The sequence below is a fragment of the Pseudomonas sp. NY15374 genome (assembly GCF_048068255.1).
Lineage (GTDB): Bacteria > Pseudomonadota > Gammaproteobacteria > Pseudomonadales > Pseudomonadaceae > Aquipseudomonas > Aquipseudomonas machongensis.
The window spans coordinates 101,895-127,389 of the sequence record NZ_JBLUPZ010000012.1 but is presented as its reverse complement, the minus strand read 5'-3'; the positions used below and the strand labels follow the sequence as shown (position 1 = coordinate 127,389).

Below are 25,495 nucleotides of genomic sequence, written 5' to 3'. Positions count from 1 at the left end.
TTCCCACACAATCCACCACCAAGACTCAGCCCAGAATCCTCCGTGCGCTGGTCGCATCGCGCGCCAGCTCCAACACCTTGCCTTGCAGAAAGTCCGCGTAGTACTCCTTCAACTCGTCGGCCCAACCACCAACCAGGTCAAGGATACCTTCCGCCTCATCCTGCGCGAGCCCGAAGTGCTGCCGTTGGCTAAGCAGATTCGCGCGCGACACCCGCGCCCCATCCAGTCCGACGCTCATGGACAGATATTTCGCAGGCCCCTCATCCAGGATTGGCAGCACGTCGTACATGGGCGAAAGTCGCCATCCATCGTTGATGAAAATGACGGCGTGGTTGCGGGGATGGTCGTCCGCGTTGCCGACCAGGGCGTTATAGGCCATGCGCGTGTACAGCTCACGCAGATCCTGATCCGGCACGCCACGACGATGCATTTCGTTGGCCAGGCGAGCGTACGAACGGGCCTGGAGATCCAGCAGCGTCCAATCCGTCTTCAGCAAGGTCAGGCCACTGAGCATCGGGACTCGCCGGAAGACGCCGTCCACGTACCGACGATCAAAGCGCTCTACCAGCAAGGTCGGCCCCTTTCCATCCAGGTACAGCGAGGTGTTGGCGACGCGCATGCCTTTCATGGCGGCGAAGGTCATGCAGGCATGCTCTACCGGGGCCAGCTCATATTGGTCAAAGCGATCATGCGGCTTGGCCAGAATGAGTTTTCCGTCACCCTGGAACGTGCGCTTCGGACGGGCTCCTCCAGCCGATGAGCGCTGGTCTCGCACGCCCAGGGTTCTGGCGGTCTCTTCATCGATGTCCTGGTCGTAGACGACATCGCAGGCTTCGATGAACTTGTCCAACCCCGACAGCCGTGGCAGTGGCTTTTGGCCGACACCGATAGGTGGGGTTTTGTCGCGCCCGGTCATCAGGTTTCCCGCGCGATCGCTGTTGGGCGAATCGATCAGCAGGTCATAACGTGTGATCGGGTCACGCTTGAGGCGCTGGAGCAGCCTCTCGCCCCAGCCATCTGGCAGGGCGTCGTCGATAAAGCCCGGAACCCCGTGATTACTGGCGACGCTGAAGACTTGATCCGACAAGGGGTAGTGGAAAGGGTCGGGCACCCATACCTTCGAGTCCAGCACGGCGGGCGAATAGACGAACTCGCCAGGGCGGTTGCCATTCAAGGTCAGGCGCCCAAGCGTCAGAACCTCACCGGTCTGGGGGTGCTCCATGTAGATGTAGGCACTGGGCATCAGAAGTCCTCCGGCTTGGCGCGGCGTCTACGCGCTCGGCGGCCACTGGTCTCGTCCTTCAACTCAACGAAGGAGACTGAAGCATCCTCCAGAGGACGGAAAACCTTGTCTGTAAGACCAAGGTTCCACAACACGAGCATCAACGATCTGACACTGACGGATGGATCACCACGTTCGATGCGACGCAGCATCTTCTCGGTAACGCCGAGTCTACTGACGACATCCAGTTGCCGGACACCCTGCTCCAGGCGTGCCGTTTTGACCAGAAGCCCTATACGCTGGAGGCTTGCTTCACAATCTACCGGAAAAAATCTTTCCATAAGCGGCTAAATATGTCCGACTAATTTAAATAAACGGACGATTAAATCCGTTTATCCATAGGGTTGGGTACGCCTAAGCATAGCTGAGGAGCCTGCTTATCGAAAACAATCGGATGATTGGCTTCCGTTTATTTCTGAGCTGCGCGGGTCAAAAGAGGTCGACCTGCTGAGCAAACTCAAAACCAACACATAGCAGCTATGCAATTGCGGGTGTCACACCAGCGCCCCATACCGGCCTGCCACCACAATCCGATTCCGCCCCGCACTCTTGGCCTGATACAGCGCCATATCCGCCTCATGCAACCAGGCCTCGGCACTCTGCAGATGCACGCCAAAAGGCGCGATGCCGATGCTCAGGCTCAAACCCTGCTCCGGCAATTCAGGATGGCGATAACACTCCACCGCCTCGCGCAGTCGCTCAAGCACTTCCTCGGCCTGGGCCACGCTGACGCCGGGCAGCATCACGCAGAACTCGTCACCGCCATAGCGCGCCACCGGGTCGCTCTTGCGCAGGTGAGTCGGCAGGAAGGCGCTGAGGGTGCGCAGGATGTCGTCACCCATCAGGTGGCCGTGACGGTCGTTGATCTGCTTGAAATGGTCGATGTCGATCAGTGCCAGCACATTGGCCTGATTGTCGCGGCGGCAACGCTGGAATTCGCGCAGCAGCAGGTCTTTCCAGGCGCCGTGGTTGATCAGGCCGGTGAGGCTGTCGGTCTGGCTCAGGCGCGAGAGAGTGCGTTTGTGCTGGGCGAGCTGGACGGTGACTTGATAGCAGATCAGGCCGATGGCCATGGGGTAGATCAGCAGGATCGGCAGGCAGGCGAGCATCTGTGCCTGGCTGGTCGGCGGGAATAGCGGTGGTGCGTACAACCAGAGCCCCAGACCAATGCCCAGCGCCTGGGCGAGCAAGGTCTTGCCGAGCATGTGCCAGCCGCCTGCGGCGATCTTGTCCATGGCGATCATCGACAGGATGATCACGCTCGGCAGGGGGTTGAGCCCCATGACACCAGCCCAGCAGCCTCCAGCGAAGCCATCGAACACCAGGTTGCGCTGCTCGGCGCGAAAGGGCTGCTTCGACAACCGGGCCAGCTGATAAGCGACGTGCGGCCAGACGAAGCCGTGCAGCGCGAGCAAGGCCCAGGTCCACCAGGCCGGCTGCAGCGGCCAGATGCCGATCAGCACACAGAAGAACCCTAGCCCGGTGCCGATGGCGCGGGGTGGGTACATGCGTTTGGCGAAGGAAAGACCCTTACCCGTTCGCTCGATCATCGAGGGCTCACCGAAAAAATGGACTGTCCTTGAATGCACCGGACAGGCAGCCAGGCGGGAAAATGCCCTGGGGGTCGGCGTTCGAGCATTGTGCCACTATCGAAAACAGGACTTCAAACGTGCTGGACGAAATACACTAACCGTCGGGTTAATTCCGTCTCGACCTCGCGAGAAACACGTCCGGTAACATCCAGTCCACCGAACCTTGCCCCGCCCCCGACGTCGGATCCTTAATCCGCTCCACGAAGAGATCCCTGCGTGAAAAACTACCTCGTACGCAAATACCGCCTGGTCCTAAAGACCTTCAACTACATCGGCTGGTCGCTGCTGTGGTTGCTGGTGTGGGACATCCTGGTCACCATCGATTTCATGCTGTTCTTCAACAGCAAGTTCAGCCTGCCGCTGATCCCACTGACGCTGCTGGGTTCAGCGCTGGTGGTGCTGGTGAGCTTTCGCAACAGCAGTGCCTACAACCGCTGGTGGGAAGCGCGCACGCTGTGGGGGGCGATGGTCAACAGTTCACGCAGCTTCGCGCGGCAGGTGCTGACGCTGGTGGACGATCCGGATGACGGGCTCAATCCGGTCAAGGCGACCTTGCTGCGCCGGCATGTGGCCTATGTGAACTGCCTGGCGGCGCACCTGAAGAACGAGCCGTGCCCGCCGGAACTGATGGCGTTCATCCCTCATCACGAGTTCGAGCGGCGCAATGGCTCGAACAACTTCGCCAATGACATTCTGGCCGGCTCCGCCGCCTTGCTGGCAGGCGAATACAAGGCTGGGCGGCTGGACAGCATTCGTCTGGCGCGGCTGGAGTCGACGCTGGTAGACCTGTCCAACGCCCAGGGCGGGATGGAGCGGATCGCCAATACACCGCTGCCCTACCCCTACGTGTATTTTCCGCGGTTGTTCATCACGCTGTTCTGCGTGATCGTGCCGATCGGGCTGGTCGAGTCGCTGGAGTGGTTCACGCCGCTGGCTTCGACGGTGGTGGGCTTCATGCTGCTGGCGATCGAGCGGATCGGCACCGACTTGCAGAGCCCATTCCGACGCAGCGAGCACCAGATTCCGATGGACACGATCTGCGAGACCATCGAACGGAACCTGGAATCGATGCAGCGCGAGGCGCAGTGTGGGGAGTGGGTGGACTGAGGTCGACCCATTCACCTACGCCCGCACATAGCGCTGGCGCAGCACATCACTGAAGGCATCCACCAGCAACACCAGCACCAGCATGCCGATGATCACCGTGCTGGCCTGGGCTTCCTGGAACAGGCTGAGGGTGGTGTAGAGCATCTGCCCCAGCCCGCCCGCGCCGACGAAGCCCAGCACACTGGCCATGCGGATGTTGTTCTCCCAGCGATACAGGCTGTAGGCCAGCAACTGCGGCCACAGATTGGGCAAGGTGCCAAAGCAGAACGCCGCGACCTGGCTCCCGCCCTGTAAACGAATCGCCGCCGCCGGCTCTGGGGGCGCATTCTCCAGCGCCTCGGCGAACAGGCGCCCCAGCACGCCTGCGGTGTGCAGCGCCAGGGCCAGGGTGCCGGCATTGGGCCCGAGCCCGGCTGCCAGCACGGTCAAGGCCGCCCACACCAGCTCAGGGATAGCCCGCAGCGCATTGAGCAGCAAGCGCGCCGCACCCTGTAGCGGCCAGCCGAAGCGCCCGGCCGCAGGCAATGCCAACAGCAGGCCGAGCAGCATCGCCAGCAAGGTGCCCAGCCCGGACATGGCGAGGGTCTCCAGCGCACCACGCGCCACCGCACGCAGGTGCTCGGAAGAAAGGTCGGGGCTCAGGAAACGCGAGGCGTACTCGCCCATCTGCGCCAGGCCACCATTGCCGATGACCGACGCAAGATCGAGTTCCAGGTAGGCGAACGACGACACCACCGCCGCAACGATGGCGACGATCACCAGCAGGTTGATCGCCCGGTTCATGTCAGCCTCCCACGCAACACGCGGCTCAACACATCGGCCAGGGTCACCAGTACGAGAAACGCCAGCAGCATGCTCGCCACCTCGGCGCCAGCGAACATGCGCATCGACAGGTCGATCTGCTGCCCCAGCCCACCGGCACCGACAAAGCCCATCACCACCGAAGCTCGCACCGCGCATTCCCAGCGGTAGACCGTGTAAGACACAACCTCCGCCGCCGCCACCGGCAGGATGCCATAGCAGAACGCACTCAACCGTCCGCTGCCGGCCTGCATCAAGGCATGAGCCGGGCGTTGGTCCACCGACTCGAAGATCTCGGCATAGACCTTGCCAAGCATGCCGCTGTAGGTGATGGCGATGGCCAGTACCCCCGCTGTCGGCCCCAGCCCCACGGCGCGCACGAACAACAACGCCCAGACGATCTCCGGCACGCTGCGCAGGAACACCAGCAGGCCGCGTACCGGCATGCGCACCAGCCGCGACCAAGGCCCCGGGCGGCCGGCGCGTGATGCCGCCCTTAACGACAATGCCCGGCTGCCCAGCAGGCTGGCAGGGATGGCCAGCAGCAATGCCAGGGTCATGCCGGCAGTGGCCACGGCAAGCGTCTGCAGGGTGGCTTCGAACAGCAACGCCAGAAACTCCCGATCATGGGCAGGCGGCCAGAAGGCGCCGACGAAGCTTGCCATCTGTCGACGGTTCTCGGCCTGCAACAGCACCCCGGGGTCGAGTTCGCTCAACTGCAACCCCGGCCACAACAGGGCCAGGCACAACAGGGTCAGCAACAGGCGTGGCAGCGCCGCTGGGTCGCGGGCATCGGTCTTCAGCATCGCGGAATCTGCACCGTCAGCGTCGGCCCCACGGTCTTCGGCGACGCCAGTTGCTCATTGGCGTAGAGGGCGTCGAGCAAGGCATCGGTCACCGCCGCTGCCGAGCAATCGAACACCACACGCCCTTCGCGGATACCAATCACCCGGGGAAAATGCGCGAGCGCCAGCTCCACCGCATGCAGGCTGGCGACCAGTGTCACGCCATGGGTTTGCGCGTGGCGATTGAGCAGGGCCAGGCTGTGATCAGCCAGCACCGGGTCCATCGCCGAGACCGGTTCGTCGGCCAGCAATACTTCAGGTTGCTGGTACAGCGCACGGGCGATACCCACCCTTTGCAACTGGCCACCGGACAGCTGCCCGCACTGCACGAACAGCTTGTCGGCCAGCCCCAGCTCCGCCAGCACCTGTCGCGCGCCCGGCACATCGCTGGGGTGCAGCAGATTGAGCAGGCCGCGCAAGGTGCCCCACTGGCCAAGACGCCCGGCCAATACGGCGGTGACCACCCGCTGGCGCGGCGGCAACGGCGGTGCCTGATGCACCAGCGCGACCCGCGCCCGCAGGCGTTGTCGCGCACCCGCCGACAGAGCCCAGGGCTGGTCGCCAAGCAATTCCAGGTGCCCGGCGCCGGGCTGCACGGCCGTAGCCATCAGGTGCAGCAGGCTGGACTTGCCCGCCCCCGACGGCCCGATCACCGCCACCCGCTCGCCCTTGTCGATGCGCAGGCTCACGTCTTCGAGGGCGCGTACCTGGCCGTGCCGAAGCCCTGCCGCGTGCAGTTGAATACTCACTTGAGCAAGCCGGCCTCACGGGCAGCCTGTTCGGTGCCGGCGTAGTTTTCGGGTTTGGTCTCGATGAAGCGGCTGGCCGCTTGCAGGTCGAGGATCGCCTTGTGCTCAGGCTTGGCCGGGTCGAGGGCGAGGAAGGCTTGCTTGATCTTGTCTTTCAGGGCCGGGTCCATGTTGCCGCGCACGGTCCAGTTGTAGTCGTAGTAGGTCGGCGTGGTGGCGAACACTTTCACCTTGCTGGTATCGACCTTGCCCGCATCGACCAGCTTCTGCCAGACACTGGCGTTGAGTACGCCGGCATCGACCTTGCCCGCCTGAACCCAGGCCACGGTGGCGTCATGCGCGCCGGAATAGGCAACCCGACTGAAGTAGCTCTCAGGCTTGATGTTGTCTTGCTTGAGCATGAAATAGCGCGGCATCAGGCTGCCGGAGGTCGAGGAAATCGAACCGAAGGCAAAGGTCTTGCCCTTGAGGTCGGCCAGGCTCTTCACATCCGGGTTGGCGGTGATGAACTTGCTGGTGAACTGCGCGTCCTGCTCGCGCTGCACCAGCGGTGTAGCGGTCGGGTCCTTCAGGTGCACCTGGACGAAGGTAAAGCCACCCAGCCAGGCAAGGTCCAGGCGATTGCTGGCCAGCGACTCGACCACCGCCGGGTAGTCGGCGACCGGTACGAACTGCACCTTCATGCCCAGTTGCTGCTCGAGGTATTCACCCAGCGGCTTGAACTTGCGCAGCAGTTCGGTCGGCGCTTCGTCGGGAATAGCGCTGACCCGCAAAGTGTCGGCGGCCTGTGCGATGACGGCGCAGCAGGACAGCACGAGGCCGGCGGCGAGCGCCAAGGGGCGTTTGAGCATGGGAGTTCTCCGGTTCAATAGCGGGGAAAGTGCCGGCGACGCACCGACTGCGGGAATTATAAGAGCCGATGGCGCAAAGGCCAGCTTTGCTACAATCGCGCAACAATTGGACCCCGAGGTACCTATGAGCGAGCCGATTCGCCTGACCCAGTACAGCCACGGCGCAGGCTGTGGCTGCAAGATCTCCCCCAAGGTGCTGGATGTGATCCTTGCCGAAAGCGGCAGCCAGGCGCTGGACCCCAAGCTCTGGGTCGGCAACGCCTCCCGTGACGACGCTGCCGTGTACGCCCTGGACGACGAGCGCGGGGTGGTCTCGACCACCGACTTCTTCATGCCCATCGTCGACGACCCGTACGACTTCGGCCGTATCGCCGCGACCAACGCCATCAGCGACATCTACGCCATGGGCGGCGACCCGCTGATGGCCATCGCCATCCTCGGCTGGCCAGTCAACGTATTGCCGCCTGAGGTTGCCCGCGAGGTGATCCGTGGCGGCCGTGCGGTCTGCGCCGAAGCGGGCATTCCACTGGCCGGCGGCCACTCCATCGATGCGCCCGAGCCGATCTTCGGCCTCGCGGTGACCGGCGTGGTCGGCAAGCGCAATCTCAAGCGCAACGACACCGCGACCGTCGGCTGCACGCTGTACCTGACCAAGCCTCTGGGTATCGGCATCCTTACCACTGCCGAGAAAAAATCCAAGCTGCGTGAACAGGACCAAGGCCTGGCGCGCGACTGGATGTGCACCCTGAACACACCCGGCAGCCGCTTCGGCAAGCTCGACGGGGTCAAGGCCATGACCGACGTGACCGGCTTCGGCCTGCTCGGCCATCTGGTGGAAGTCGCCGAAGGCAGCGGCCTCACCGCACGTCTGCAGTTCGATGCAGTACCGCGCCTGCCGGGTGTCGAGCACTACCTGGCCGAGGGCTGCATCCCCGGCGGTACCCTGCGCAACCACGAAAGCTATGGCCACAAGATCGGCGCCCTGAGCGATGAACAGAAGCACCTGCTGTGCGATCCGCAGACCAGCGGTGGCTTGCTGGTGGCGGTGAGCCCCGAGGGTCAGGCGGAGTTTCTGGCGGTCGCCGCTGAACTGGGCCTGGATCTGGCGCCGATCGGCACGCTGGTCGAGCGACAGACCTATGCAGTCGAGGTGATTTGATGCGCCCCGACTGCACCGACTTCAAACAGCTGTTCCTCGACGATGCGCCGATGATGGACATGCGCGCACCGGTCGAGTTTGCCAAGGGCGCCTTCCCCAGCGCCATCAACCTGCCGCTGATGAACGACCAGGAGCGGCAGAAGGTTGGCACCTGCTACAAGCACCAGGGCCAAAGCGCAGCCATCGCCCTGGGGCACCAACTGGTCAGCGGCGCGGTCAAGCAGGCGCGCCTGGAGGCCTGGGCCGCATTCGCCCAGGCCCATCCCGAAGGCTACCTGTACTGTTTTCGTGGCGGCCTGCGCTCGCAGATCGTCCAGGGCTGGCTGAAAGAGGTGGGCATTGACTATCCGCGGGTCAAAGGCGGTTACAAGGCCCTGCGGACCTTCCTGATGGACACCACCCAACAGGCAGTCGAGCAATGTGACTTCGTGCTGCTGGGCGGCCTGACCGGCACCGGCAAGACCGACGTGCTGCTGCAACTGGACAACGTGCTCGACCTCGAAGGCCACGCCAACCACCGCGGTTCCAGCTTCGGCAAGCGCGCCACCGTGCAACCGGCACCGATCGATTTCGAGAACCGCCTGGCCATCGACGTGCTGAAAAAACGCGCGCGTGGCGTGCAGCAGTTCGTGCTGGAGGACGAGGGGCGGATGGTCGGCAGCTGCTCGGTGCCGCTGGCGCTGTACCAAGGCATGCAGCAGTATCCGCTGGTGTGGTTGGAGGACAGTTTTGCCAATCGCGTCGAGCGCATCCTGCGCGACTACGTGATCAACCTGTGTGCCGAATTCATTGCCCTGCATGGCGAAGAGGATGGGCGCCGCCTGTTTGCCGAGCGCCTGCGTCAGAGCATGGGCAATATCCACAAGCGTCTGGGGGGCGAACGCTTCCAGCGGCTGTATGGGCTGCTGGAGCAGGCGCTGCAAGTGCAGTTGCACAGCGGTGAGGTGGACCTGCACCGAGGCTGGATCGAGGGTTTGCTCAACGAGTACTACGACCCGATGTATGCGTACCAGCGTGAGGCGAAGTCGGGCAGGATCGAGTTTGCCGGTGATGCACTCGAGGTGCGGGAGTACTTGAAAGCACGGGCGATGCGCCGGCGCTGATTGCTCCGCGGGGCATGGCACCGGCTTTGCCGGTGCGGTACCTCTAGGAGCAGCGGTTCGCCGCTGCGACTTGTCCCGCGAACACGGGCGTAGCCCGTGCCAGGCAGTGCGGTGTATTTTTCGCGGGCAAGCCCGCTCCTACAGGGTTCGAGACCGTTCACTGTCCGGGGCTGAGAATCCGCTCCAGCTCCGCGGCGCGCTCGCGGGTCATGTCCAGTACGCACATGCCGCCTTCGAGTTGCGCCATGGTCCCGCCGCTGGCCTGGACATGGAACTTGCAGTTCTTGTCACGAAAGCTGATCCAGTCGCGCTGCACTTCACGCAGGCTTTTCTGCTGCGGCGCATCGAGCTTGCCGAGCAACTGCTTGTAGACACGGTTGAGGCGGTCGTCCTGCAGCTTGGTTTCATCCTTGATGCAGGCGCTCATCGCAACGGTGCTGGAGGCCTTGTCCATGCATTTGGTATAGGTGGGGGAGTTCTCGTCGGCCTGGGCCTGCGAGGCGAACACCAGCGCGGCAACGACGGCTGCCAGGGAATGCTTGAACATCGAAGAGAACCCTCTGATCGGAAAGATTGCCAGCCTAGCAGCAAGTACGCCGCAAGGCCCCTGTGACCCTGTGAAATCGGACCTGTCCTACGCGCGCGAATGCCAGCCCCGACAATGGGCAAGGATCAGCTCGCGCAACCACTGATGCCCAGCATCGCCCTCGCGCCGGGCATGCCAGGCCTGGGCAAAGCTGAACGCGCTGATCGGCAGCGGCGGCTCGAATACGCGCAGGGCCTTGTCTGGCGGGCTTGCTGCCAGGCTGCGCCGGGCCACGGTCAACACCAGATCGGTCCCGGCCAGCACGGTCTGGGCCACCCCCCAATGCGGGAGCGTGAGGGCAATGCGCCGACGGACGCCGAGGGCCTTGAGTGCCTGGTCGATCTCGTTGTCGATACCGGGGCGTACCGCCACCAGCACATGCGGACGCGCCAGCCAGGCGTCGAGGGTCAGGTTGCCGCGCACCGGCAAGATGCCACGATCGGCCACGCAGACGAACGACTCGTCGAACAAACCCTGCTCATGGATCTCCGAGGGCAACTCGGGGAACACCCCAAGCGCCAGGTCGACCTCCCCGTCGATCAACTGCCCGAGCATCGCTTCGCGGCTGCCCTGGGAGACGACCAGATCGATCTGCGGTGCCAGGGTGCGCAGCTCGCGCATCAGCGCAGGGAGGACCACCTGGGCGCCGTAGTCGGACATCGCCAGGCGAAAGGTGCGGCGAGCCCTGCCCGGCTCGAACCCCGGGCTGCCCAGCAGCCCGTCGAGCTGCGCCAGTGCCTGCTGCAATGGGTCGCGCAGGGCCTGGGCGCGGGGGCTGAGCACCAGGCGTGCGCCACGACGCACCAGCAGCGGGTCGGCGAAGATATCGCGCAGTTGCGCCAAGGCATGGCTCACCGCCGGCTGGCTGCGGTGCAGGCGAATTGCTGCCCGGGATACGTGCTGCTCGCTGAGCAGGGCATGCAGGGTCAGCAGCAGGTTGAGGTCGATGCGACGCAAATCATCCATGTGACGAATAAAGCCTGTGCAGAATTCGAATTTCCATCATTTAAGCGCATACCGGAGACTGGGCCAAGGTTTTCCACAGGAGTTCACGCCATGCCGAAGGTCATTGCCTTGTCTGCCACCCTTCCCTTGCTCATCGCCCTGCTGGCCGGGGCGGCGGTGCCTTTTCAGGCTGGCAGCAATGCTGCATTGGGGCGCTTGCTCGGGCACCCGTTGTGGGCGGCGGGGGTTTCGCTGCTGGTCAGCCTGATGATGCTGGTGCCGGCGCTGCTGCTGATGCGCGCGCCCATACCACAGCTGCAGAACCTGGCCCAGGCACCCTGGTGGGCCTGGCTGGGGGGCGTCGCCGGGGTGATCTACATCACCGCCGCGTTGGTGCTGACGCCACGCCTGGGCGCGGCGGGGTTCATCGTCTGCGTGATCGCCGGACAGGTGCTGTCGTCGTTACTGATCGACCAGTTCGGCTTGATGGGCCTGCCGGAGAAACCCGTGAACCTGCCACGGCTGTTGGGGGTGGCGATGATCGTTGGGGGTATGCTGGTGGTGCAGTGGGGCACGGCACGCAGCGCCTGAGCCCAGACCGCTACAGGCTGTGTGCAGGCTCGGGCGGCATCAGCACCTGATCCACCTCGAAGCGCAGCGAGGGCATCTGCGTGGCGGCATACAGCATCACGCCGAGCGCTGCGATCAGGGCCACGTCCAGCCAGTTCCAACCCGGCATGTCGTCGGCCTTGCGGGCCTTCCAGCACCACCAGGCCTGACCTGCGCAGAAGGTGAGGATCGACAGCGACCACAGGTAGAACCCGGCCCCGAAACCTGTGACATCGTGGAACGCGTAGCTGCGGTTGTCGGGCAGCCGCTCAACGCCGAGGCTGCTTGCCGCCAAATATAGCGCCAGCAGACCGAACAGCAGCGACAGCCGCCGCAAGCGCCGATGGCTCAGGATCGCCAGCGCCAGCAGGGGGTTGGCGAACCACTGATACAGCTCGAATGCCACGCCCCAGGGGCCGTAGAGCAGCATCTGCAAAGCAGGCATATGCTGCTCGGCGCCCATCAGGGCGCCATCGAAAAACAGGCCAAGCAGGTAAAGCAGCAGGCTGATGCTGATGTAGTAGGCTGGCAACCGGAGCTCCATCGGATCGGGCGAAACCCCGACCTTACCGCACCCGCGCCTCAGACGACAGGCGGTTCCAGCAACAACCCGTAGATCCCCGAGTCGGACAACTCGCCCGCCACGCACCAACGGGCGCGCAAGGTGCCTTCGAGGACGAAGCCCTGGCGCTCCAGGGTGCGCGCCGAGCCTTGGTTGCGCGGGTCGATCTCCGCCTCCAGGCGGCGCATGTGCAGGGTATGGGCCAGGTAGTCGATGAAGCAGGTCAGCGCCTCGTCCATGTAACCCCGGCCTTGCATGGCCTTGGCCAGGCAGTAGCCGATCTCGCCGCGACGCGAATCGTCATCGAGATTGAACAACTGGACCATGCCGATCAGTTCGTCGTTGTCGCGCCGGTACATGCCAAGCTTGAGCAGGTTGCCGGCCGTATAGGCCTCGCGGTCGGCGGCCAGGGCGCTTTCGGCCTCGGCCAGTTCCTGCCAGGGTGCGTGGTGCCAGAAACGCATGACCTCAGGATCGGCCATGATCGTCAGCCACTGCGCGGCATCGCCGTGACGCATGGGGCGCAGCTGCAGGCGCGGGCTGTCCAGGCACAGGTCGCTGGGGAAACTGCGGGGGTGGGTCACTCCAGGGCTCCTTCGCACAGATGTAGATCAACACGTTAGTCTAGCGTCAGCGTCAAGGATGGAACAGTCGCTCCCGACGGGCTAGAGCATCGCCAGCAGTCGTGTCCAGCGTGCCTCCTCGAGTCGCGGGTTCATAACGCACAGGCGCATGACTGTCTGCCCCTGCCACTCACTTGGCACCACCAGGGCAATTCCCTCCTGCAAGCACCGTTGCGCCCAATCGTCGTAGTCCGGTGCCTGCCAGCCCAGACGCCTAAACAGGATGACACTCAGCCCTGACGCCTCGATCAACTCCAGTCGTGGATGCTCGGCGATACACGCCCGCAACCGCTCGGTGAGGGCCAGGACCTGCTCCAGGGTGTCCTGATAAGCACGGGTACCATGTACCGCCAACGAAAACCAAAGCGGTACCCCCCGGGCGCGCCGGGACAGATGAAACGCGTAGTGCATCGGGTTGCAGGCTTGCGAGGCGTTGATCCGATCAAGGTACACGGCATCCTGGGTGAAGGCGGCGGGCACTTCCTCGGGCGCGGCGTACAGCAACGCACAACAGTCGTAGGGGACGAACAGGCCCTTGTGCGGATCGATGATCAGCGAGTCGGCGAGCTCGATCCCCTGAAAGCGATCTCGCACACTCGCAGCGCAGAGAAATGCTCCGCCGTAGGCCGCATCCACATGCAACCATATCTGCTGCTGGCGTGCGATGCGCCCAATCCCTGACAGCTCGTCGATCTGCCCGGTATTGGTCGAGCCCGCCACCGCCACCACCGCCACCACGTGTTCAGAACGCCCCTCGGCGGCCAGTGCGGCCAAGGACTGCGCCAAGTTCGCGGCAGTCATCCGGCCAAGCGCATCGGCGGCCACTGTCACCACCTCGAGGTCCAGCAGGCCGGCACTCACGACGATGGAAGAATGCGCTCCCTCGGTGGCCAGCAACACTCCGTCACGCCCTCCTCCCCGTGCCCGATAGCGTTGCCGAGCCGCAACCAGCGCAGAGAAGTTGCCAGCCGTTCCGCCACTGACGAAGCAGCCTGCGGCCTGGGCAGGCAAACCGGCAAGATCGGCCAGCCAGCGCAGGGCCTGGTTCTCGGCCCAGATCAAACCCGCCCCGCCCAGCCAGCCCGAGCCAATCATGCCGCTGGCCGACAGCAGCCCATCCATCAATGCCGCTTCCGGTGTCGGCGCCGAGCCGATGTAGGCCAGATAACCTGGGTGATCAGTGGGCACACCCTGACGGCTGAGCACTTCAGTGAAGAGCTTCAGCGATGCCTGCAAGCCGAGGCCCTGTGCCGTGATGCAGGCACCGACCTGGGTTTGCAGGGTCGCAGCCGAGGCGGGTGCCGCCATCGGCGCACGCTGGCCGAGCAGCGCCTGACGCATCGCCTCCAGCATCAGCTCAAGCGATTCATGCGTCAGGCCGGCGTCGCCGATGCCGGGCAGTGCGGGGGTTGGTGCGCGCATGTTCAGGACATCCTTGTAAGCAGAGAGGCGACGCTTCGATAATCGCGCCGCACCAGGGTAAAACCGGCATGCCGGTGCTCGCCGCCCTGGAAGTCGGGGTGGCTGCGCAGGTACTCGGCAACGCTTCGTCCCTGGGCGATGGCGGTCTCGACGTGACCGAGCGCCAGGCGTACGCACGTGCCGAAGTCCGGAGTAGCGTGTGGGCACAGCGTCGACAACTCGTAGCCCTCGAGCAGCACATCGAACTCATCGATCACACAGTCGTCAGGCAGCAGGTACAGAGTGTCGGAGCGGCCATGTAGGCGGATCTGCTGTGCAACCTTGACGTGTGAGCCCATCAACGCATGGATCGGCGGCCCGGCGCGCGGCTGCGGCACCTGACCAACGCCAGCCCGCAGCGACTGTGCCAGGCGCTCGCCGTAGACCGAGCCATCCGACCAGACCTCTTCGAGGTACCCTGATGCACTGGCAAGGTACTCCAGCATCGCTGCGACCTGCTGCCTCTCGCTTGCACACAGCCGGTACGCACCGACGGCCTGACACAGGTCTGGCGCCGTGGCGGCGGGCAGCAACAAGGGCACGCCCGCCGCCTGATACAAAGCACCCGCGACACGCGCGCACTCGCTGTTGAAATGCCCGACCACCGCACTCACACCGGCCTCCAGCAAACGCCGGGCAGCGACCAACGCCAAGGCCGGATCGGCGCCATCGTCCGCCCAGCACACTCGCAGCGTCGTGCCACTGGCGGCCCGGCGCAACCACCGACCATAGGCCGCACGCGGGCCGGTGAATGGACCTACTATGCCGACCTGTTCCACTCAGGCACGCTCCGGCATCAACCGTTCCAGCGTCTTGGCGCACATCGTCGGTAGCCGCAAGCCACCTTGGCAGGGGAGCACCTGGGTTGCATCGAAGAATGCGCAAGCCTTGGCGGCATCCTGCTCAGGGGCTTCCAGGCCGAGCCATTCGGCCAACTGCTGGGCGAGGTCAGGTGCCAACGGCGCCAGCGCATGGGCCAGCCAACGTGCAGTCAAGGCCTGAAGCGCCACAGCAGTGCGGGCATGATTGGACCAAGGCCCCTGCCCTGTATCCACCAGGTAGACCTGGGCCAGGCCGAAACGCGCCACACGGTCGATCACCTGGGCCACTTGCTCGGCCATGCGCCGTGGCGAGAAGCTATCGAGCGACGCCGCCTGGCGATAGCTCTGCATCCATTGGCACAGTTCGTCGTAGTAGGCCTTGTGGTCTGCCAACCAAGCGCCCGGCTCCGGCACCTTGCCTGCCTGTCGCGCCAGGCTGCGCTGCAGGCTCTCGGTCCAGCCGGACAACTGCTGGGCGAACAAGGTGTTGATCCGCTCGCTGATCCGGGCCACGGTGAAGTCGCTGCGAACACCCTCGGGACGGGTCAGCATCAGCGCCATGCGGGCGTAGTCGCGTCCCGCCTCGGCCAGGAAGTCCTTGCCCCAGATCAGGTGGCGACGGCTGGTAGAGAACTTGCTGCCATCGAGGTCAAGCAGTTCGTTGACCACGTGATGACCCGGCGGTGTGAGCCCCAGCGCCAGATACACCGCGGGGAACAACAGCGTGTGGTAGTAGGCGTTGTCGAAGCCATAGCAGTGAACGATATCCATCGCCCCCGAATAGCACTGGGCGGCTCGCGCCAAACGATCCTGGCCGGCGACCGGCAACTCGCCGGCAGCCCACAGGTAACCGAAGGCCATTTCGAACCACACATACAGGATCTGGTCCTGGAACCCTGGCAGGCGGTGCCGTATACCCCAGTCGCTGCGGTGGCTGATGCAGATATCGGGCAGGCCCTGGACAAGCATGGAATGGCACAGCTGATAGACATGTGCCGGCATGCTCGCCGTCTGTACATACTGGGCCAGTTCATCGGCCAGCGCGCTCAGGCGGAAGAACAGGCGCGGCTCGATCTTCAGCTGGGGCTGGCGGCCATCGCGCTTGATCCGTGGCTGGGACAGGTCGATGCACTGGTTAGGCCGGCCACAGGCTTCGCAGGCGTTGCCATCGCTGCTCTCGCCGCAATGCGGGCAGCCGCCATGAATGAACGCCTCGTGCAAGGCATCACCGCGGTCGTCGACGAATACCGGGGTGTCCTTGGCATAGATCAGGCCTTTGTCATGCAGGCGTTGCAGGTACCGATGCACGAAATCGGCATAGGCACCCTGGTTGTCCGGGGTGATGAAAAGGTCCATGTCGATGCCGAACATGCCCCAGGTGTGGCGGATCGCTTCGGCATAGTGCTCGGCGCAGTCGACGGCTGTGCGGCCTTCCTTCGCCGCGCAGGTGACCACATAGGTCTGGTTGTCATCCCGGCCACTGCCATAGAACGCCTTTGCCCCTGCACCTGCCAGAACGCGCTTGAGCACGTCGCCCGCAACATAGGGGCCGCTGAGATGGCCAAGATGCAGGTCGCCATTGGGCGTGGGAGGAGTGGCGAAAATCAGTGTGTCGCGCACAGGCTGCACGGCCACCGGGTTCGCGGTACCGGCATCCCAGTACAGCGAGTGAAACTGCAGGGGTGCGTCTTCACTGAGGTTGTGCACGGTGTGCGATTCGAAGCGCTGGCAATGAACGGCGTCACCCGCGGTTACTTGCAGCGATTCGTTCGCGGTACGCACAACGCCATGCCCGGCGGTGAACACGAAGATTTCATCTTCGAAATGATTGTGCGCCTGGCTCTGCTCGCCTGGCGCCAAGGTACAACCCATCAGGTTGAGGTTCGAGCCTGGCAACTCGACGGCACGGGCGTGGACATTGTAGAAGCGCTTGGCAGGGGAAAACATGTTGATCTTCTTCACGGTCGTCTCTCTATCCTTGAGTGATTTCACGAGCGAGGGTCATGGCAGCGTAAGGCGCCATCTTGAAGCCACCGCCGCTGAAGCCTGAGGCCAGCAATACCCCATCCGGCAGGCCAGGCTGCTGGCCGAGCACGGCGATCGGTTGGGTGCTGTAGCAGTCGCTGTGGCACAACGCGCCATCCATCTGGGCATGGCGTAACCACGGGAAACGCAGTTGGCCGCGCTCGCGGGTACGCTGCACATGCGCAGGATCGGCCGGGGCGTAGGCGTGGCTGGCCGGTACCCGCTGCCCAGTAGGATGGCCCACATAGAACCCCTGGGTCAGCGGGCACCAACGGCCGTTCAGATCGTGCTCGTCGTCGATAAAGCACGGCGCCGTCAGCAATGCTGCCTCACCTTTGAAACGGGTGACCTGGATGTGCTGGTTCCACAGGCCAAACGCCTGCCCGAACTGCGTCTGCACAAATTCTGCAGTCGCGTTCCCCATCGCCAGCACCACATGCGTGGCTGCATGCTCGCCGGCAGTGGTCTGCACGCCGACTACCCGTCCCCCGGCGCCATCGAGGTTCAGGCCCTGCACGCGCACGGCATCACGGTAGACACCACCGTTGGCAATCCCCGCGCCGACCAGGTATTCCAGGGTAGGACGTGCCTGCATATAGCCCGAGCCCGGTTCAAACAGCGCTTGCTCGGCGCTGATCGCAAAGCCTGGATAATGCGCCGCCAGTTGCTCTGGCCCGACCAGCTCGGCAGGCACGTCGTGCTCGGTGAGCCAGTCGTGCATGCGCGCCAGGGCTGCGGGCTCGGCGAAATGCAGGTAGCCGGTGCGGGCGAATGGCACCTGCGCCGTGTCCGCCAACTGCCGGTAGAAGTGATACCCCTGCGCCGCAGCAGCAGTGGCTGCTGCGTGACTGTGAGCGACCCGCACGATACACCCGGAAGCGCCGGTGATGCCGCACCCCAGCGGCTTCTCGTCGATCAGAAGGCAGCGCTTGCCCATATCGCCGAAGATCTTGAAACAGGTGGCGCCGATGATCCCGGCGCCGACGATGATCACGTCAAACGGCTTGCTCATACTGCCTCCGCGTCAGGCTGGCACAAAGGTCGTCGACAATTTCGCCCGCGCGAATGGCCATGTTGGAGATCAATGTGGCGCTCAGGCCATGCGAAGACTCGGCAATGCCAGTGGAGTAAAGCAGCGGCGCCGCTTCACCCTTGAAGGTCAGCCGATAGTGGCGCGACAGCCAGGCGCCGCCTTCGTCCTTGATCAATCGCGCGGCAAGCCCGCTGCACAGCAGGTCGGCGATGTTGCGTGGGCGAAATCCCGTTGCGCAGATCAGGTAGTCGCAGGCGATGCTCTGCACCTCACCACTGAGCTGTCGGCTGAACGTCACTTGCAGCTCATTCCCATGAGTGCTCGCCATCTGGAAACGACTCAGACGCTCCAGCACCAGGCGTTGCTGGCCGGTGACTTCATCGTCATACCACTGCCGGTAGAGCTTCTCGATCAGCGCCAGGTCCACGGCGGCGTAATTGGTAGAGGCGTGGACTCGCAGGACATGCTGGCGCACGTGGGGTGGCGCGGCATGGAAATCGTCGACGGCGTCGGCGTCGAAGATCTGGTTGACGAAGGGGCTGTCGTCGGCAGGCGTATAGCCGTAGCGACCGAGGATTGCTGTCACCCGCAACGATGGGTAGGTCTCCAGCAGGTACTCCACCGCCTCGGCGGCGCTTTGCCCTCCTCCGACTACTACACAATGCCCGTCAGCCTTGGGCGGGGTTTCCTGCAAGTGCTTCAGCAAATGATGAACATGGGTAATGCGTGCGTCGGCGTGCAGGCCTTCCGGCAAGCGCGGCTCCAACCCCAGAGAGTGCACCACGGACCGGGTCAGCAGCGAGGTGGTGGTATCACCTACGCGCATCTCGATGCGCAACAGTGCTGCACCGTCGTCGCTGACACCGCCTTCGACGATGCGTATCACCTGGTGCCCGTAGTACACCTGATCACTGAACTCGGCCGCGCACCAGCTCAGATAGTCATGGAACTCCACGCGGGCAGGGAAGAAGTCCTTGCGGTTGCAGAACGCTGCAATCCTGCCCTTGCTGTGCAGGTAATTGACAAAGGTGAAGTGGCTGCGCGGGTTGCGGAAGCTGACCAGATCCTTGAGGAAGGACACCTGCATCGTCGCATTCTTGAACAGCATGCCCTTGTGCCAGGCAAAGCCGGGGGCGCTGTCGACGAACGCGACATCCAGTTGCGGTGCCATTTCCTGGAGTGCGATGGCGAGTGCGATGTTCGAAGGGCCGAACCCGATGCCCACCACATCGTGAACCTTGCGCTCGCAAGGGCTTCTGGCCAAGTCTGTTGCAAAACTCATGTGAACTCCCTGTCTACAGAATTTCGGGCTGAGCGAGGCCACGGGAAGGTCATTACGCGATGACAGTCCCGGGGGCCGGTTGGTTTTGCCTGAACGGTTGAGGGCTAGCCGAAGACGAAGGCGTCCGTCAGGTTGAGCGCCTGAAGCTGCGCGATATCTGCCTCCAATGCCTCGGCGCTGCTGTTACGCAGGAACACCGTGCAGCCATAGGTGGTACCGTCGGTGGTGGTCTGCACCCACTGGCCTGTCGGCGGCGCCAGGAAATAGTGGCTGAAGCTCGACAGCGCCCGCACCTGTTGATCGAAACGCATCGCCAGGACACGCCCAGGCCGGGTGATCACGAACGAGTAGTCGGCCACCGCCTGCGCAGCGCTCGCGACGTCAACTACCGGGCGCTTCTGCCAGAGATCCTGCTGGCTGGGCCAACCGCCAAGCTGGCATAGCTCAGGTAGTGGCGTACTGGCCAGCCGTGGCGCCAGCTTGACCAGACGCGACCCCTGCGCAGTGATCACCACTTCAGCGTGCAGTGGCCCGTACAGCAGGCCCAGGCCAGAGGCCAGCCGCGCTAGACGCGGCACCAGATCAGCAGGCAAGGCAGCGGGGGGCAAACTGGTTACCGCGGTGAGAATGCGCCGCGCCAGCCAGTCCTGGGTGTGGCAACGCCACGCGTCACTGACCTGGAATTGCCCTTCCTCCAGTACCCCATTGATGAACACCGTGTAACCGGCTTCATGGCGGTGGACCAGCAAAGGCCCTGGCATAACCTGCAACACCGCTTCGGCAGCCGCGATGCCGTGCTCGCCCAGCAACACGGCGCAGCCCCGAGAGTGCGGTGAAATCGCCGGACGCACGACCCAATCGCCTTGCGTATATCCCGACAGCTCGGCGCAGGAGCCAAGCACCTGAGCGCTGAACGCCAGCCCTGGGTCGAGACGACTGAGCGCGCGATACTGCTCGCACTTGTCGTAGAACACCGCAGGGTCGCAATCGGCGCGAAAGTACCCGGCTTCGATATTTTCCGGCATCACCTCACGCAGTTGCAGGTCATCGCTGGCCAGCCGGTACGCGGCGCGCGCAGGCGAATCGTAGGCCGGTTTCATTCGCCCAGTTCCGCACGGGTCGGGCCGCGAAAGTGCACGGCGTCGATATGGCAGTTGCGCGGCTGGGTCAGCACGAAGCGCATGGTTTCCCAGATGGAGCGGCCATTGAGCAACCGACCGGCAGGATCAACCGTTTCCTCGAGTCCGGTCACCTCGAAGTCTGGCGGATAGAATCCGGTGACGCGGATGTTCTCGGCAGCCAGATGGTGGGTCATGTTCAGGCAGAAGCCGCTCAGGCCATGCTTGGCGGCAAAGAACGCCGGATGCGCCACCGAATTGGTGAACTGTGGCACACCGCACACCGATACCATGGCCACGATATCTGCCGCAGCAGAACGTCGCAGGCTTGGCAGCAACGCACGCGTCAGGGTGATCGAGCCGGTGAGCCCGGAATTGATGGTGCTGACAATGTCCTCGTCGCTGTCATCCTCGCCGAGCGGGCCTTCAAGCCACTGCGCAGCGCTGAGCACCAGGATATCCACAGGTCGCGCATCGGCTTGCAGCGCTTGGACGAAGTCCCGTACCGAGGCAGGATCGGCGATATCACAGGCATACGCACGCGCCGAGCCACCCTCGCCCTGGATGATCTCGCAGGTGGCCTGAGCGCTTTGCAACTGGCGCGCGCACAGGTCGACATGGGCGCCCTCGCGGGACAGCCAGACCGACACGGCCTGTCCAAAGTCACGGCCACCACCGGTGACCACCACACGTTTGTCTTTCAGCATCGTTGCGACTCCTGTCAAAGGCCCGGATGTGGAACCGTGCGGCTACCTGAGGCATTTTCCTGGTAAAGCTGCCCGACGATGTAGTCGGCAGCATGTTCGGCCCACAACTGCGGTGCGATATAGTTTTGGTGTTCATCAGGCAAGCACACCGAGAGCATCTGGGTATTGACCCCGTTACCCGGATCCAGAGCGATGGCGTTCACACCGTTGGGCAGGTCTGCAGCGAGTGAACCGATCAACCCTTCTACAGCGAACTTGCTCGCGCAATACGGCCCCAACCCCCAAGAGGCCGAACGCCCCCAGCCGGAGCTGATGGCGATGAACAAGCCCTGGCCGCGGTCGAGCATCATCGGCAGGAAGGCATGCATCGTATTGACCACACCCAGCACGTTCACATCCAGTACCCGTGCCCATTCCTGCTCGGCGATTTCCCAGGCCGGTTGCCGTGGGTTGATGACCCCGGCGTTGCACACCACGATGTCCACCCCGCCGTCACGCATGACAGTCCTGGCGAACTCGCGCATCTCGTGAGCCTCGGTCACCGAGGCGTTGAACAGCGCCGGATTGTCAGTGGATGCAGACTGCGCCTCGGCCGACAGCTGACAGCCGAAGACCTGGTGTCCACGGGACGCCAGCGCCTGGCTGAGAGCTTTGCCCAGCCCACGGCTGACGCCAGTGACGACGATGCGTAATGGCCGATGTCGATGGTCGCTCATGAGTCCTCCTGGATAGTCTGTGCGACAAGATTGAAGCGCGTGATCGGTGCATCCGGCTGCAGGTTCTCGACCTCCCCCGCCCAATGCCCGACGGGCCAGCACTGGCTCAGGGCATCACGCTTGACCAGGGCGTGGCCACTGACAAACAGAAACGGCACATTGCAGACGATGGCAGCTTCGGCATCGGCGATCGCGTCACCGAGAAACACCGTTTCGCCGGGTGTGCAGTCGTACTGTTCAAGCAATGTGCGGATCGCTGCTGCCTTGGCCACCGGGGAGCCGATGATGCGCGCCAGATAGTGGTCCATGCCGTTGGCTGCCAGGGCCAGGTTGATTTCCTTTTCATTGCCACCGCTGATCACCACGCATTTCACCGCGCAGTCCGCCAGTTGCTGCAACAGCGTTGCGGCACCGGCCACCGGTGGCGCCGCGCTGTAGTGTTGTTGCAGGTAGTGCTCGTAACGGGCAATGCTGGCGCTGACGAAGTCCGCTTCGGCGGCCGTGCCGGCCAACGACTCGAAAGCCTCGAAGTGCCAACGCCGGGAACGCCCGAAGTTGAGCTTGAAACTGACCTTGCAGCGCTCGCGCAGTGCCGACGGATAGGCGGCCAGGGCGTGTTCGACGGCTGCCAGCTTCACACCGTTGGAGTCCAGCAACACACCATCGCAGTCGAAGAACACGAGTTTGCTGCCTGCCAGCCTGTCACCCAGCCTGGCCTGATTGATTCGCATGGCCCGCACTCACATGTAGTGGTTGAGAATACTCGGGTCGTACTTCCCTGCCCCCGCGTGCCCGGCGATGCGCCCGAGAATATCGATGCGCTCGAGTGCCGAAAGCGGCGCACCTTCGAACAACTTCTGCGCATAGGTCGGGTGCACGTTGTGTTTTGCCTGGCAGCGGTAGGTCGGCGAGTAGCCCCAGCTGGCCTCTTGTCGCAGCGGCTCGATGTGCTCGGCGAGAAACCGCTCGCAGGACGCCATTTCCTGCTGGCCGGGCTTGAGCAAGGCCAAGGTCTCGGTCGGCGCATTGCCCGCACCGCGACCGATGCCGGCGAAGGTTCCGTCGACGTAACGAGCTCCGGCTTGCAATGCCGCATGTGTGTTGGCAACTGCCAGCCCATAATTGTCATGGGCATGAAAACCGAGCGGCAGGTCAGTCAGTTCGCCGGCCTGGCGCAGCACGCGGTGCACCTGCTCCGGCAGCATGCGTCCGAAGCTGTCGGCAAAGTAGAACGCCTGTATCGGTACCTGGCCGAGGCCGCGCAGATCGTGCGCCAGTTGCTCGGGCGAAAGCTCGGCGACCTGCATCAGATTGATCATCACGGCAAGGTCGCTTTCAGCCAGTACCTGGGCGAGTGCGAAGCTGGCATCCAACTGACTGCTCATCGCGGCGATGCGCAAGACCTCGATGCGAAACGGCGCACGAGCCACTGCCGAGAGAATGACCTGGGCGACCTCATGGGTCGGCAGATCGAGGATACGCCACGCATCGATCATCACCGCTGCACGCAGCGTCCCCGGCTTGACCAGTTCGCGCTGCTGCTCGCTCAGCGACTCGGGGAGCGCCTTGTAAGACCCCATAGCTACCGGAGTGCCCGGTGCGGCGAGGTTCAGATAGCCCAGTTCGACCATGTCCACGCCCATGGCGTGACAGGTATCGAAGTACTGTCGCGCCATGGCATCGGAAAACCGCCAATCGGTCTGGAAGCCGCCGTCACGCAAGGTGCAATCCATCAGCACGAATGACTGTTTTCGCCCGGTCATTTCTGCCCACTCACCTGTTCGATCGCCCAGTCGTACACCTGCTCCAGACGCCACCAGTTCAGCCCGGTCTGGTTGCCGGCGATGCGTTTGAGAAGCGGGCTTTCGGCGCCATGCATGCGGTCGTCCCAGGCCTGGATGACCGGGTGGACCGACAAGGCGTGGGTGAAATCGCGCAGCGGATCGAACGCCTCGTGCGCCTCGACCTGCATGAACAAGGTATTGGGTGGCAGCAGGTAGATCGACATACGTTGCAGGCCGATTTCACGCAGCACGCCGTGTTCGCCAGCAATTTGCGACGGCACATCCTGGTGCAGCATCTTGTAGGCCTCAACGGCTTGTTCGCTGCTCAGTTGAATCGAAAAACCAAAACGCTTCATGAGTAATATCCTTATTACTGGCTGACGAATTCGAGAAGTTGGTCGTAGACTTTCTCGACTTCCCGAAGAGTTTCCGGGTCCATGGTGAAGTCCACCGGTGGGCGGATCAAAGTGTTGCTCATCAATTGACGGCGTTTGAGCAAGTGCTTGGACAACTGCAGGTAGCAGTCGATGCTTGCCATCATGTGGCACATCAGGTAGGAGAGCGGATAGCCGATGGCTCGGGCCAGACGTTCGTCACCTGCTTGCAGGGCGCGCCACAAGGCCACGGTGATCTCGGCGATCTCGGTGGCCGGGATCACCCCGGCCAAGCCGCGTCGATAAGTGTCGACCAGCATCATGCCGCCATCACCTTCGAAAATCCGCGCCTGCCCTGCAGTGGCATCACGAAGCAGCGAGACCTTCGGTGCAGTCGGCGCCGACTCGGGTTTGAACTGGACCTTCTCGGGGCCGAACGCCTTGAGCAGGCGTGCCTGCACATCGATCGACAGCGGGCGTTTGGCCAGGGACTTGGCATGATGCACCAGCACCGGCACCTGTACGCTCTCGATGACGTTGGCGAAGTACGTATACATCTGCTCGTCATCCAGCGCCCACATCGACGGGTGCATCACCAGCAAGGCATCACAGCCGGCGCGCTCAGCTTGACGCGAATACTCCACAGCCTGGGCAATGCTTTCGCCGCCCGTACTCATGATCGACAGGCCCCTGCCCGCGGTCTGCTCGGCAATCAGTTCCGCAAGGCTGAAACGCTCGGCGGTGGTCAGTCGGGAAACTTCGGAAATCTGCCCGATCACCACACCATCGCAGCCGGTATGCAGAATGTGCTCGATCTGCAGGCGCAGGGCGGAGGTGTCCAGGGACAGGTCGCTGTTGTAAGGCAGGATGGCGACCGGAAGGACGCCTTGAAGAGGGCGTTGCGTCATGTTTGATACTCCTTATCAAATGTTGACGTAGACAACAGAAACAGCACAGCGAAGTACCTGAAGGGCAACTTCGAAAGCCTCACGACAGGCCTTCACCCATCGATAAAGTGCATGTTCAACGCCAGAAAACCGCGCCGAAAGTTTCAATACGTTGTCGATTTCCATGGCGACATACCGACGACTACCTAATAAAGGTGCAACATCCAAAAAGTTGCAAATCGGCATGACTGGAAGTCGGTGGCAATTAAATGGCTCGTCCTGAATATTGTCGAATTGGTATTTGTATCAACCTGTTACCGACGCTGGAAAAAGAAAAAAATGCATATTAATACGCGGTGCATCTGTTTCTACTTATTACAAAAATGTAACAAGAGTTAATAAATCCTCGCCCTGGCAAAGTGGCGCGCCAGTGGGGTCAACGACCCTCTTGGCGTGACCATCCACCCAATTAA

Annotated in this window: 27 protein-coding genes; 4 read left to right on the top strand and 23 right to left on the bottom strand. The window is 63.3% G+C overall.

The genetic code is table 11. The features are described from left to right. Window positions 1-25: 25 nt before the first annotated feature. Together ACNFHO_RS22750 and ACNFHO_RS22745 are read right to left on the bottom strand one after the other, a co-directional pair. Entirely contained in the window at window positions 26-1,243 is a 1,218-nt protein-coding gene (locus ACNFHO_RS22750) for a type II toxin-antitoxin system HipA family toxin (RefSeq protein ID WP_416767423.1), read from the bottom strand. Between the two features lie 533 nt (window positions 1,244-1,776). Further along, window positions 1,777-2,832 carry a diguanylate cyclase gene (locus tag ACNFHO_RS22745; protein WP_416767422.1) on the bottom strand — a complete coding sequence of 352 codons (1,056 nt, stop codon included), beginning with the start codon at window positions 2,830-2,832 and terminating at the stop codon, window positions 1,777-1,779. Window positions 2,833-3,090: 258 nt separating this feature from the next. Between ACNFHO_RS22745 and ACNFHO_RS22740 the strand changes: the two genes are divergently transcribed. After that, the gene (locus ACNFHO_RS22740; protein WP_054892532.1) at window positions 3,091-3,981 is read left to right on the top strand and encodes a bestrophin family protein; all 891 of its coding nucleotides are present in this window, start codon (window positions 3,091-3,093) and stop codon (window positions 3,979-3,981) included. 15 nt (window positions 3,982-3,996) lie between these two features. On the opposite strand, the gene phnE is transcribed toward ACNFHO_RS22740, so the two are convergent. Genes phnE through ACNFHO_RS22720 form a run of 4 tightly spaced genes read right to left on the bottom strand, consistent with a single transcriptional unit; the run spans window position 3,997 to window position 7,227 of the window. After that, the gene (phnE, locus tag ACNFHO_RS22735; protein WP_416767420.1) at window positions 3,997-4,764 is read right to left on the bottom strand and encodes a phosphonate ABC transporter, permease protein PhnE; all 768 of its coding nucleotides are present in this window, start codon (window positions 4,762-4,764) and stop codon (window positions 3,997-3,999) included. After that, window positions 4,761-5,588, bottom strand: a complete 828-nt coding sequence (locus ACNFHO_RS22730; RefSeq protein ID WP_063546079.1) for a PhnE/PtxC family ABC transporter permease — start codon at window positions 5,586-5,588, stop codon at window positions 4,761-4,763. The genes phnE and ACNFHO_RS22730 overlap by 4 nt, the downstream gene beginning before the upstream one ends. Further along, entirely contained in the window at window positions 5,582-6,376 is a 795-nt protein-coding gene (locus ACNFHO_RS22725) for a phosphonate ABC transporter ATP-binding protein (RefSeq protein WP_416767418.1), read from the bottom strand. Before ACNFHO_RS22725 ends, ACNFHO_RS22730 begins: the two co-directional genes overlap by 7 nt. Further along, the gene (locus tag ACNFHO_RS22720) at window positions 6,373-7,227 is read right to left on the bottom strand and encodes a putative selenate ABC transporter substrate-binding protein (RefSeq protein WP_063546081.1); all 855 of its coding nucleotides are present in this window, start codon (window positions 7,225-7,227) and stop codon (window positions 6,373-6,375) included. Before ACNFHO_RS22720 ends, ACNFHO_RS22725 begins: the two co-directional genes overlap by 4 nt. A 124-nt stretch (window positions 7,228-7,351) precedes the next feature. Here ACNFHO_RS22720 and selD point away from each other — a divergent pair, with 124 nt between their 5' ends. Then, a complete protein-coding gene (gene selD, locus ACNFHO_RS22715) occupies window positions 7,352-8,386 on the top strand; it encodes a selenide, water dikinase SelD (RefSeq protein WP_125931442.1) in 1,035 nt (344 codons plus the stop codon). Next, window positions 8,386-9,489 carry a tRNA 2-selenouridine(34) synthase MnmH gene (gene mnmH, locus ACNFHO_RS22710; RefSeq protein WP_416767417.1) on the top strand — a complete coding sequence of 368 codons (1,104 nt, stop codon included), beginning with the start codon at window positions 8,386-8,388 and terminating at the stop codon, window positions 9,487-9,489. The genes selD and mnmH overlap by 1 nt, the downstream gene beginning before the upstream one ends. A gap of 157 nt (window positions 9,490-9,646) precedes the next feature. On the opposite strand, the gene ACNFHO_RS22705 is transcribed toward mnmH, so the two are convergent. Continuing rightward, on the bottom strand, window positions 9,647-10,036 hold the full coding sequence (locus tag ACNFHO_RS22705; protein ID WP_054892525.1) for a lysozyme inhibitor LprI family protein: 390 nt from the start codon (window positions 10,034-10,036) through the stop codon (window positions 9,647-9,649). Between the two features lie 87 nt (window positions 10,037-10,123). Continuing rightward, a complete protein-coding gene (locus ACNFHO_RS22700) occupies window positions 10,124-11,041 on the bottom strand; it encodes a LysR family transcriptional regulator (protein ID WP_416767416.1) in 918 nt (305 codons plus the stop codon). Window positions 11,042-11,131: 90 nt separating this feature from the next. Between ACNFHO_RS22700 and ACNFHO_RS22695 the strand changes: the two genes are divergently transcribed. Next, window positions 11,132-11,611 (top strand): DMT family transporter, encoded by a 480-nt coding sequence (locus ACNFHO_RS22695; protein WP_416767415.1) that lies wholly within the window; start codon window positions 11,132-11,134, stop codon window positions 11,609-11,611. A 10-nt stretch (window positions 11,612-11,621) separates the two neighbouring features. Here the strand turns inward: ACNFHO_RS22695 and ACNFHO_RS22690 are convergent, their stop codons facing one another. The 15 genes from ACNFHO_RS22690 to ACNFHO_RS22620 form a co-directional block, all read right to left on the bottom strand. Beyond that, on the bottom strand, window positions 11,622-12,161 hold the full coding sequence (locus ACNFHO_RS22690; RefSeq protein ID WP_054892522.1) for a hypothetical protein: 540 nt from the start codon (window positions 12,159-12,161) through the stop codon (window positions 11,622-11,624). 50 nt (window positions 12,162-12,211) lie between these two features. Beyond that, on the bottom strand, window positions 12,212-12,775 hold the full coding sequence (locus tag ACNFHO_RS22685) for a GNAT family N-acetyltransferase (RefSeq protein ID WP_112899146.1): 564 nt from the start codon (window positions 12,773-12,775) through the stop codon (window positions 12,212-12,214). Window positions 12,776-12,856: 81 nt separating this feature from the next. Next, complete coding sequence (locus ACNFHO_RS22680; RefSeq protein ID WP_416767414.1) at window positions 12,857-14,236, bottom strand: pyridoxal phosphate-dependent decarboxylase family protein; 1,380 nt, start codon at window positions 14,234-14,236, stop codon at window positions 12,857-12,859. Between the two features lie 2 nt (window positions 14,237-14,238). After that, entirely contained in the window at window positions 14,239-15,054 is an 816-nt protein-coding gene (locus ACNFHO_RS22675; RefSeq protein ID WP_416767412.1) for an ABC transporter substrate-binding protein, read from the bottom strand. After that, on the bottom strand, window positions 15,055-17,058 hold the full coding sequence (locus tag ACNFHO_RS22670) for a class I tRNA ligase family protein (RefSeq protein ID WP_416767411.1): 2,004 nt from the start codon (window positions 17,056-17,058) through the stop codon (window positions 15,055-15,057). Window positions 17,059-17,068: 10 nt separating this feature from the next. Next, the gene (locus tag ACNFHO_RS22665; RefSeq protein WP_063546089.1) at window positions 17,069-18,133 is read right to left on the bottom strand and encodes an NAD(P)/FAD-dependent oxidoreductase; all 1,065 of its coding nucleotides are present in this window, start codon (window positions 18,131-18,133) and stop codon (window positions 17,069-17,071) included. Further along, entirely contained in the window at window positions 18,117-19,436 is a 1,320-nt protein-coding gene (locus ACNFHO_RS22660) for a lysine N(6)-hydroxylase/L-ornithine N(5)-oxygenase family protein (RefSeq protein ID WP_112899149.1), read from the bottom strand. The genes ACNFHO_RS22665 and ACNFHO_RS22660 overlap by 17 nt, the downstream gene beginning before the upstream one ends. 104 nt (window positions 19,437-19,540) lie before the next feature. After that, entirely contained in the window at window positions 19,541-20,536 is a 996-nt protein-coding gene (locus tag ACNFHO_RS22655) for a hypothetical protein (protein ID WP_416767409.1), read from the bottom strand. After that, a complete protein-coding gene (locus ACNFHO_RS22650) occupies window positions 20,533-21,261 on the bottom strand; it encodes an SDR family oxidoreductase (RefSeq protein ID WP_414154244.1) in 729 nt (242 codons plus the stop codon). Before ACNFHO_RS22650 ends, ACNFHO_RS22655 begins: the two co-directional genes overlap by 4 nt. A gap of 14 nt (window positions 21,262-21,275) precedes the next feature. Further along, complete coding sequence (locus ACNFHO_RS22645; protein WP_063546093.1) at window positions 21,276-21,977, bottom strand: SDR family oxidoreductase; 702 nt, start codon at window positions 21,975-21,977, stop codon at window positions 21,276-21,278. Then, complete coding sequence (locus tag ACNFHO_RS22640; protein WP_112899151.1) at window positions 21,974-22,708, bottom strand: HAD family hydrolase; 735 nt, start codon at window positions 22,706-22,708, stop codon at window positions 21,974-21,976. The genes ACNFHO_RS22645 and ACNFHO_RS22640 overlap by 4 nt, the downstream gene beginning before the upstream one ends. A 9-nt stretch (window positions 22,709-22,717) precedes the next feature. After that, complete coding sequence (locus ACNFHO_RS22635) at window positions 22,718-23,740, bottom strand: homocitrate synthase (RefSeq protein ID WP_112899152.1); 1,023 nt, start codon at window positions 23,738-23,740, stop codon at window positions 22,718-22,720. Beyond that, window positions 23,737-24,117: an L-rhamnose mutarotase gene (locus ACNFHO_RS22630; protein WP_416767407.1), complete on the bottom strand. Its 381-nt coding sequence runs from the start codon at window positions 24,115-24,117 to the stop codon at window positions 23,737-23,739. The genes ACNFHO_RS22635 and ACNFHO_RS22630 overlap by 4 nt, the downstream gene beginning before the upstream one ends. 14 nt (window positions 24,118-24,131) lie before the next feature. Further along, window positions 24,132-25,043 (bottom strand): dihydrodipicolinate synthase family protein, encoded by a 912-nt coding sequence (locus ACNFHO_RS22625; RefSeq protein ID WP_063546097.1) that lies wholly within the window; start codon window positions 25,041-25,043, stop codon window positions 24,132-24,134. Between the two features lie 15 nt (window positions 25,044-25,058). Further along, a complete protein-coding gene (locus ACNFHO_RS22620) occupies window positions 25,059-25,208 on the bottom strand; it encodes a hypothetical protein (RefSeq protein ID WP_162714425.1) in 150 nt (49 codons plus the stop codon). Window positions 25,209-25,495 lie beyond the last annotated feature (287 nt).

What these genes read in the sequence shown, in the direction of transcription:
- ACNFHO_RS22750 (WP_416767423.1), bottom strand. Translation starts at nt 1,243, where the DNA reads ATGCCCAGTGCCTACATCTACATGGAGCACCCCCAGACCGGTGAGGTT.
- ACNFHO_RS22745 (WP_416767422.1), bottom strand. Translation starts at nt 2,832, where the DNA reads ATGATCGAGCGAACGGGTAAGGGTCTTTCCTTCGCCAAACGCATGTAC.
- phnE (WP_416767420.1), bottom strand. Translation starts at nt 4,764, where the DNA reads ATGAACCGGGCGATCAACCTGCTGGTGATCGTCGCCATCGTTGCGGCG.
- ACNFHO_RS22730 (WP_063546079.1), bottom strand. Translation starts at nt 5,588, where the DNA reads ATGCTGAAGACCGATGCCCGCGACCCAGCGGCGCTGCCACGCCTGTTG.
- ACNFHO_RS22720 (WP_063546081.1), bottom strand. Translation starts at nt 7,227, where the DNA reads ATGCTCAAACGCCCCTTGGCGCTCGCCGCCGGCCTCGTGCTGTCCTGC.
- selD (WP_125931442.1), top strand. Translation starts at nt 7,352, where the DNA reads ATGAGCGAGCCGATTCGCCTGACCCAGTACAGCCACGGCGCAGGCTGT.
- mnmH (WP_416767417.1), top strand. Translation starts at nt 8,386, where the DNA reads ATGCGCCCCGACTGCACCGACTTCAAACAGCTGTTCCTCGACGATGCG.
- ACNFHO_RS22705 (WP_054892525.1), bottom strand. Translation starts at nt 10,036, where the DNA reads ATGTTCAAGCATTCCCTGGCAGCCGTCGTTGCCGCGCTGGTGTTCGCC.
- ACNFHO_RS22700 (WP_416767416.1), bottom strand. Translation starts at nt 11,041, where the DNA reads ATGGATGATTTGCGTCGCATCGACCTCAACCTGCTGCTGACCCTGCAT.
- ACNFHO_RS22695 (WP_416767415.1), top strand. Translation starts at nt 11,132, where the DNA reads ATGCCGAAGGTCATTGCCTTGTCTGCCACCCTTCCCTTGCTCATCGCC.
- ACNFHO_RS22680 (WP_416767414.1), bottom strand. Translation starts at nt 14,236, where the DNA reads ATGCGCGCACCAACCCCCGCACTGCCCGGCATCGGCGACGCCGGCCTG.
- ACNFHO_RS22665 (WP_063546089.1), bottom strand. Translation starts at nt 18,133, where the DNA reads ATGAGCAAGCCGTTTGACGTGATCATCGTCGGCGCCGGGATCATCGGC.
- ACNFHO_RS22660 (WP_112899149.1), bottom strand. Translation starts at nt 19,436, where the DNA reads ATGAGTTTTGCAACAGACTTGGCCAGAAGCCCTTGCGAGCGCAAGGTT.
- ACNFHO_RS22655 (WP_416767409.1), bottom strand. Translation starts at nt 20,536, where the DNA reads ATGAAACCGGCCTACGATTCGCCTGCGCGCGCCGCGTACCGGCTGGCC.
- ACNFHO_RS22650 (WP_414154244.1), bottom strand. Translation starts at nt 21,261, where the DNA reads ATGCTGAAAGACAAACGTGTGGTGGTCACCGGTGGTGGCCGTGACTTT.
- ACNFHO_RS22645 (WP_063546093.1), bottom strand. Translation starts at nt 21,977, where the DNA reads ATGAGCGACCATCGACATCGGCCATTACGCATCGTCGTCACTGGCGTC.
- ACNFHO_RS22640 (WP_112899151.1), bottom strand. Translation starts at nt 22,708, where the DNA reads ATGCGAATCAATCAGGCCAGGCTGGGTGACAGGCTGGCAGGCAGCAAA.
- ACNFHO_RS22635 (WP_112899152.1), bottom strand. Translation starts at nt 23,740, where the DNA reads ATGACCGGGCGAAAACAGTCATTCGTGCTGATGGATTGCACCTTGCGT.
- ACNFHO_RS22630 (WP_416767407.1), bottom strand. Translation starts at nt 24,117, where the DNA reads ATGAAGCGTTTTGGTTTTTCGATTCAACTGAGCAGCGAACAAGCCGTT.
- ACNFHO_RS22625 (WP_063546097.1), bottom strand. Translation starts at nt 25,043, where the DNA reads ATGACGCAACGCCCTCTTCAAGGCGTCCTTCCGGTCGCCATCCTGCCT.
- ACNFHO_RS22620 (WP_162714425.1), bottom strand. Translation starts at nt 25,208, where the DNA reads ATGGAAATCGACAACGTATTGAAACTTTCGGCGCGGTTTTCTGGCGTT.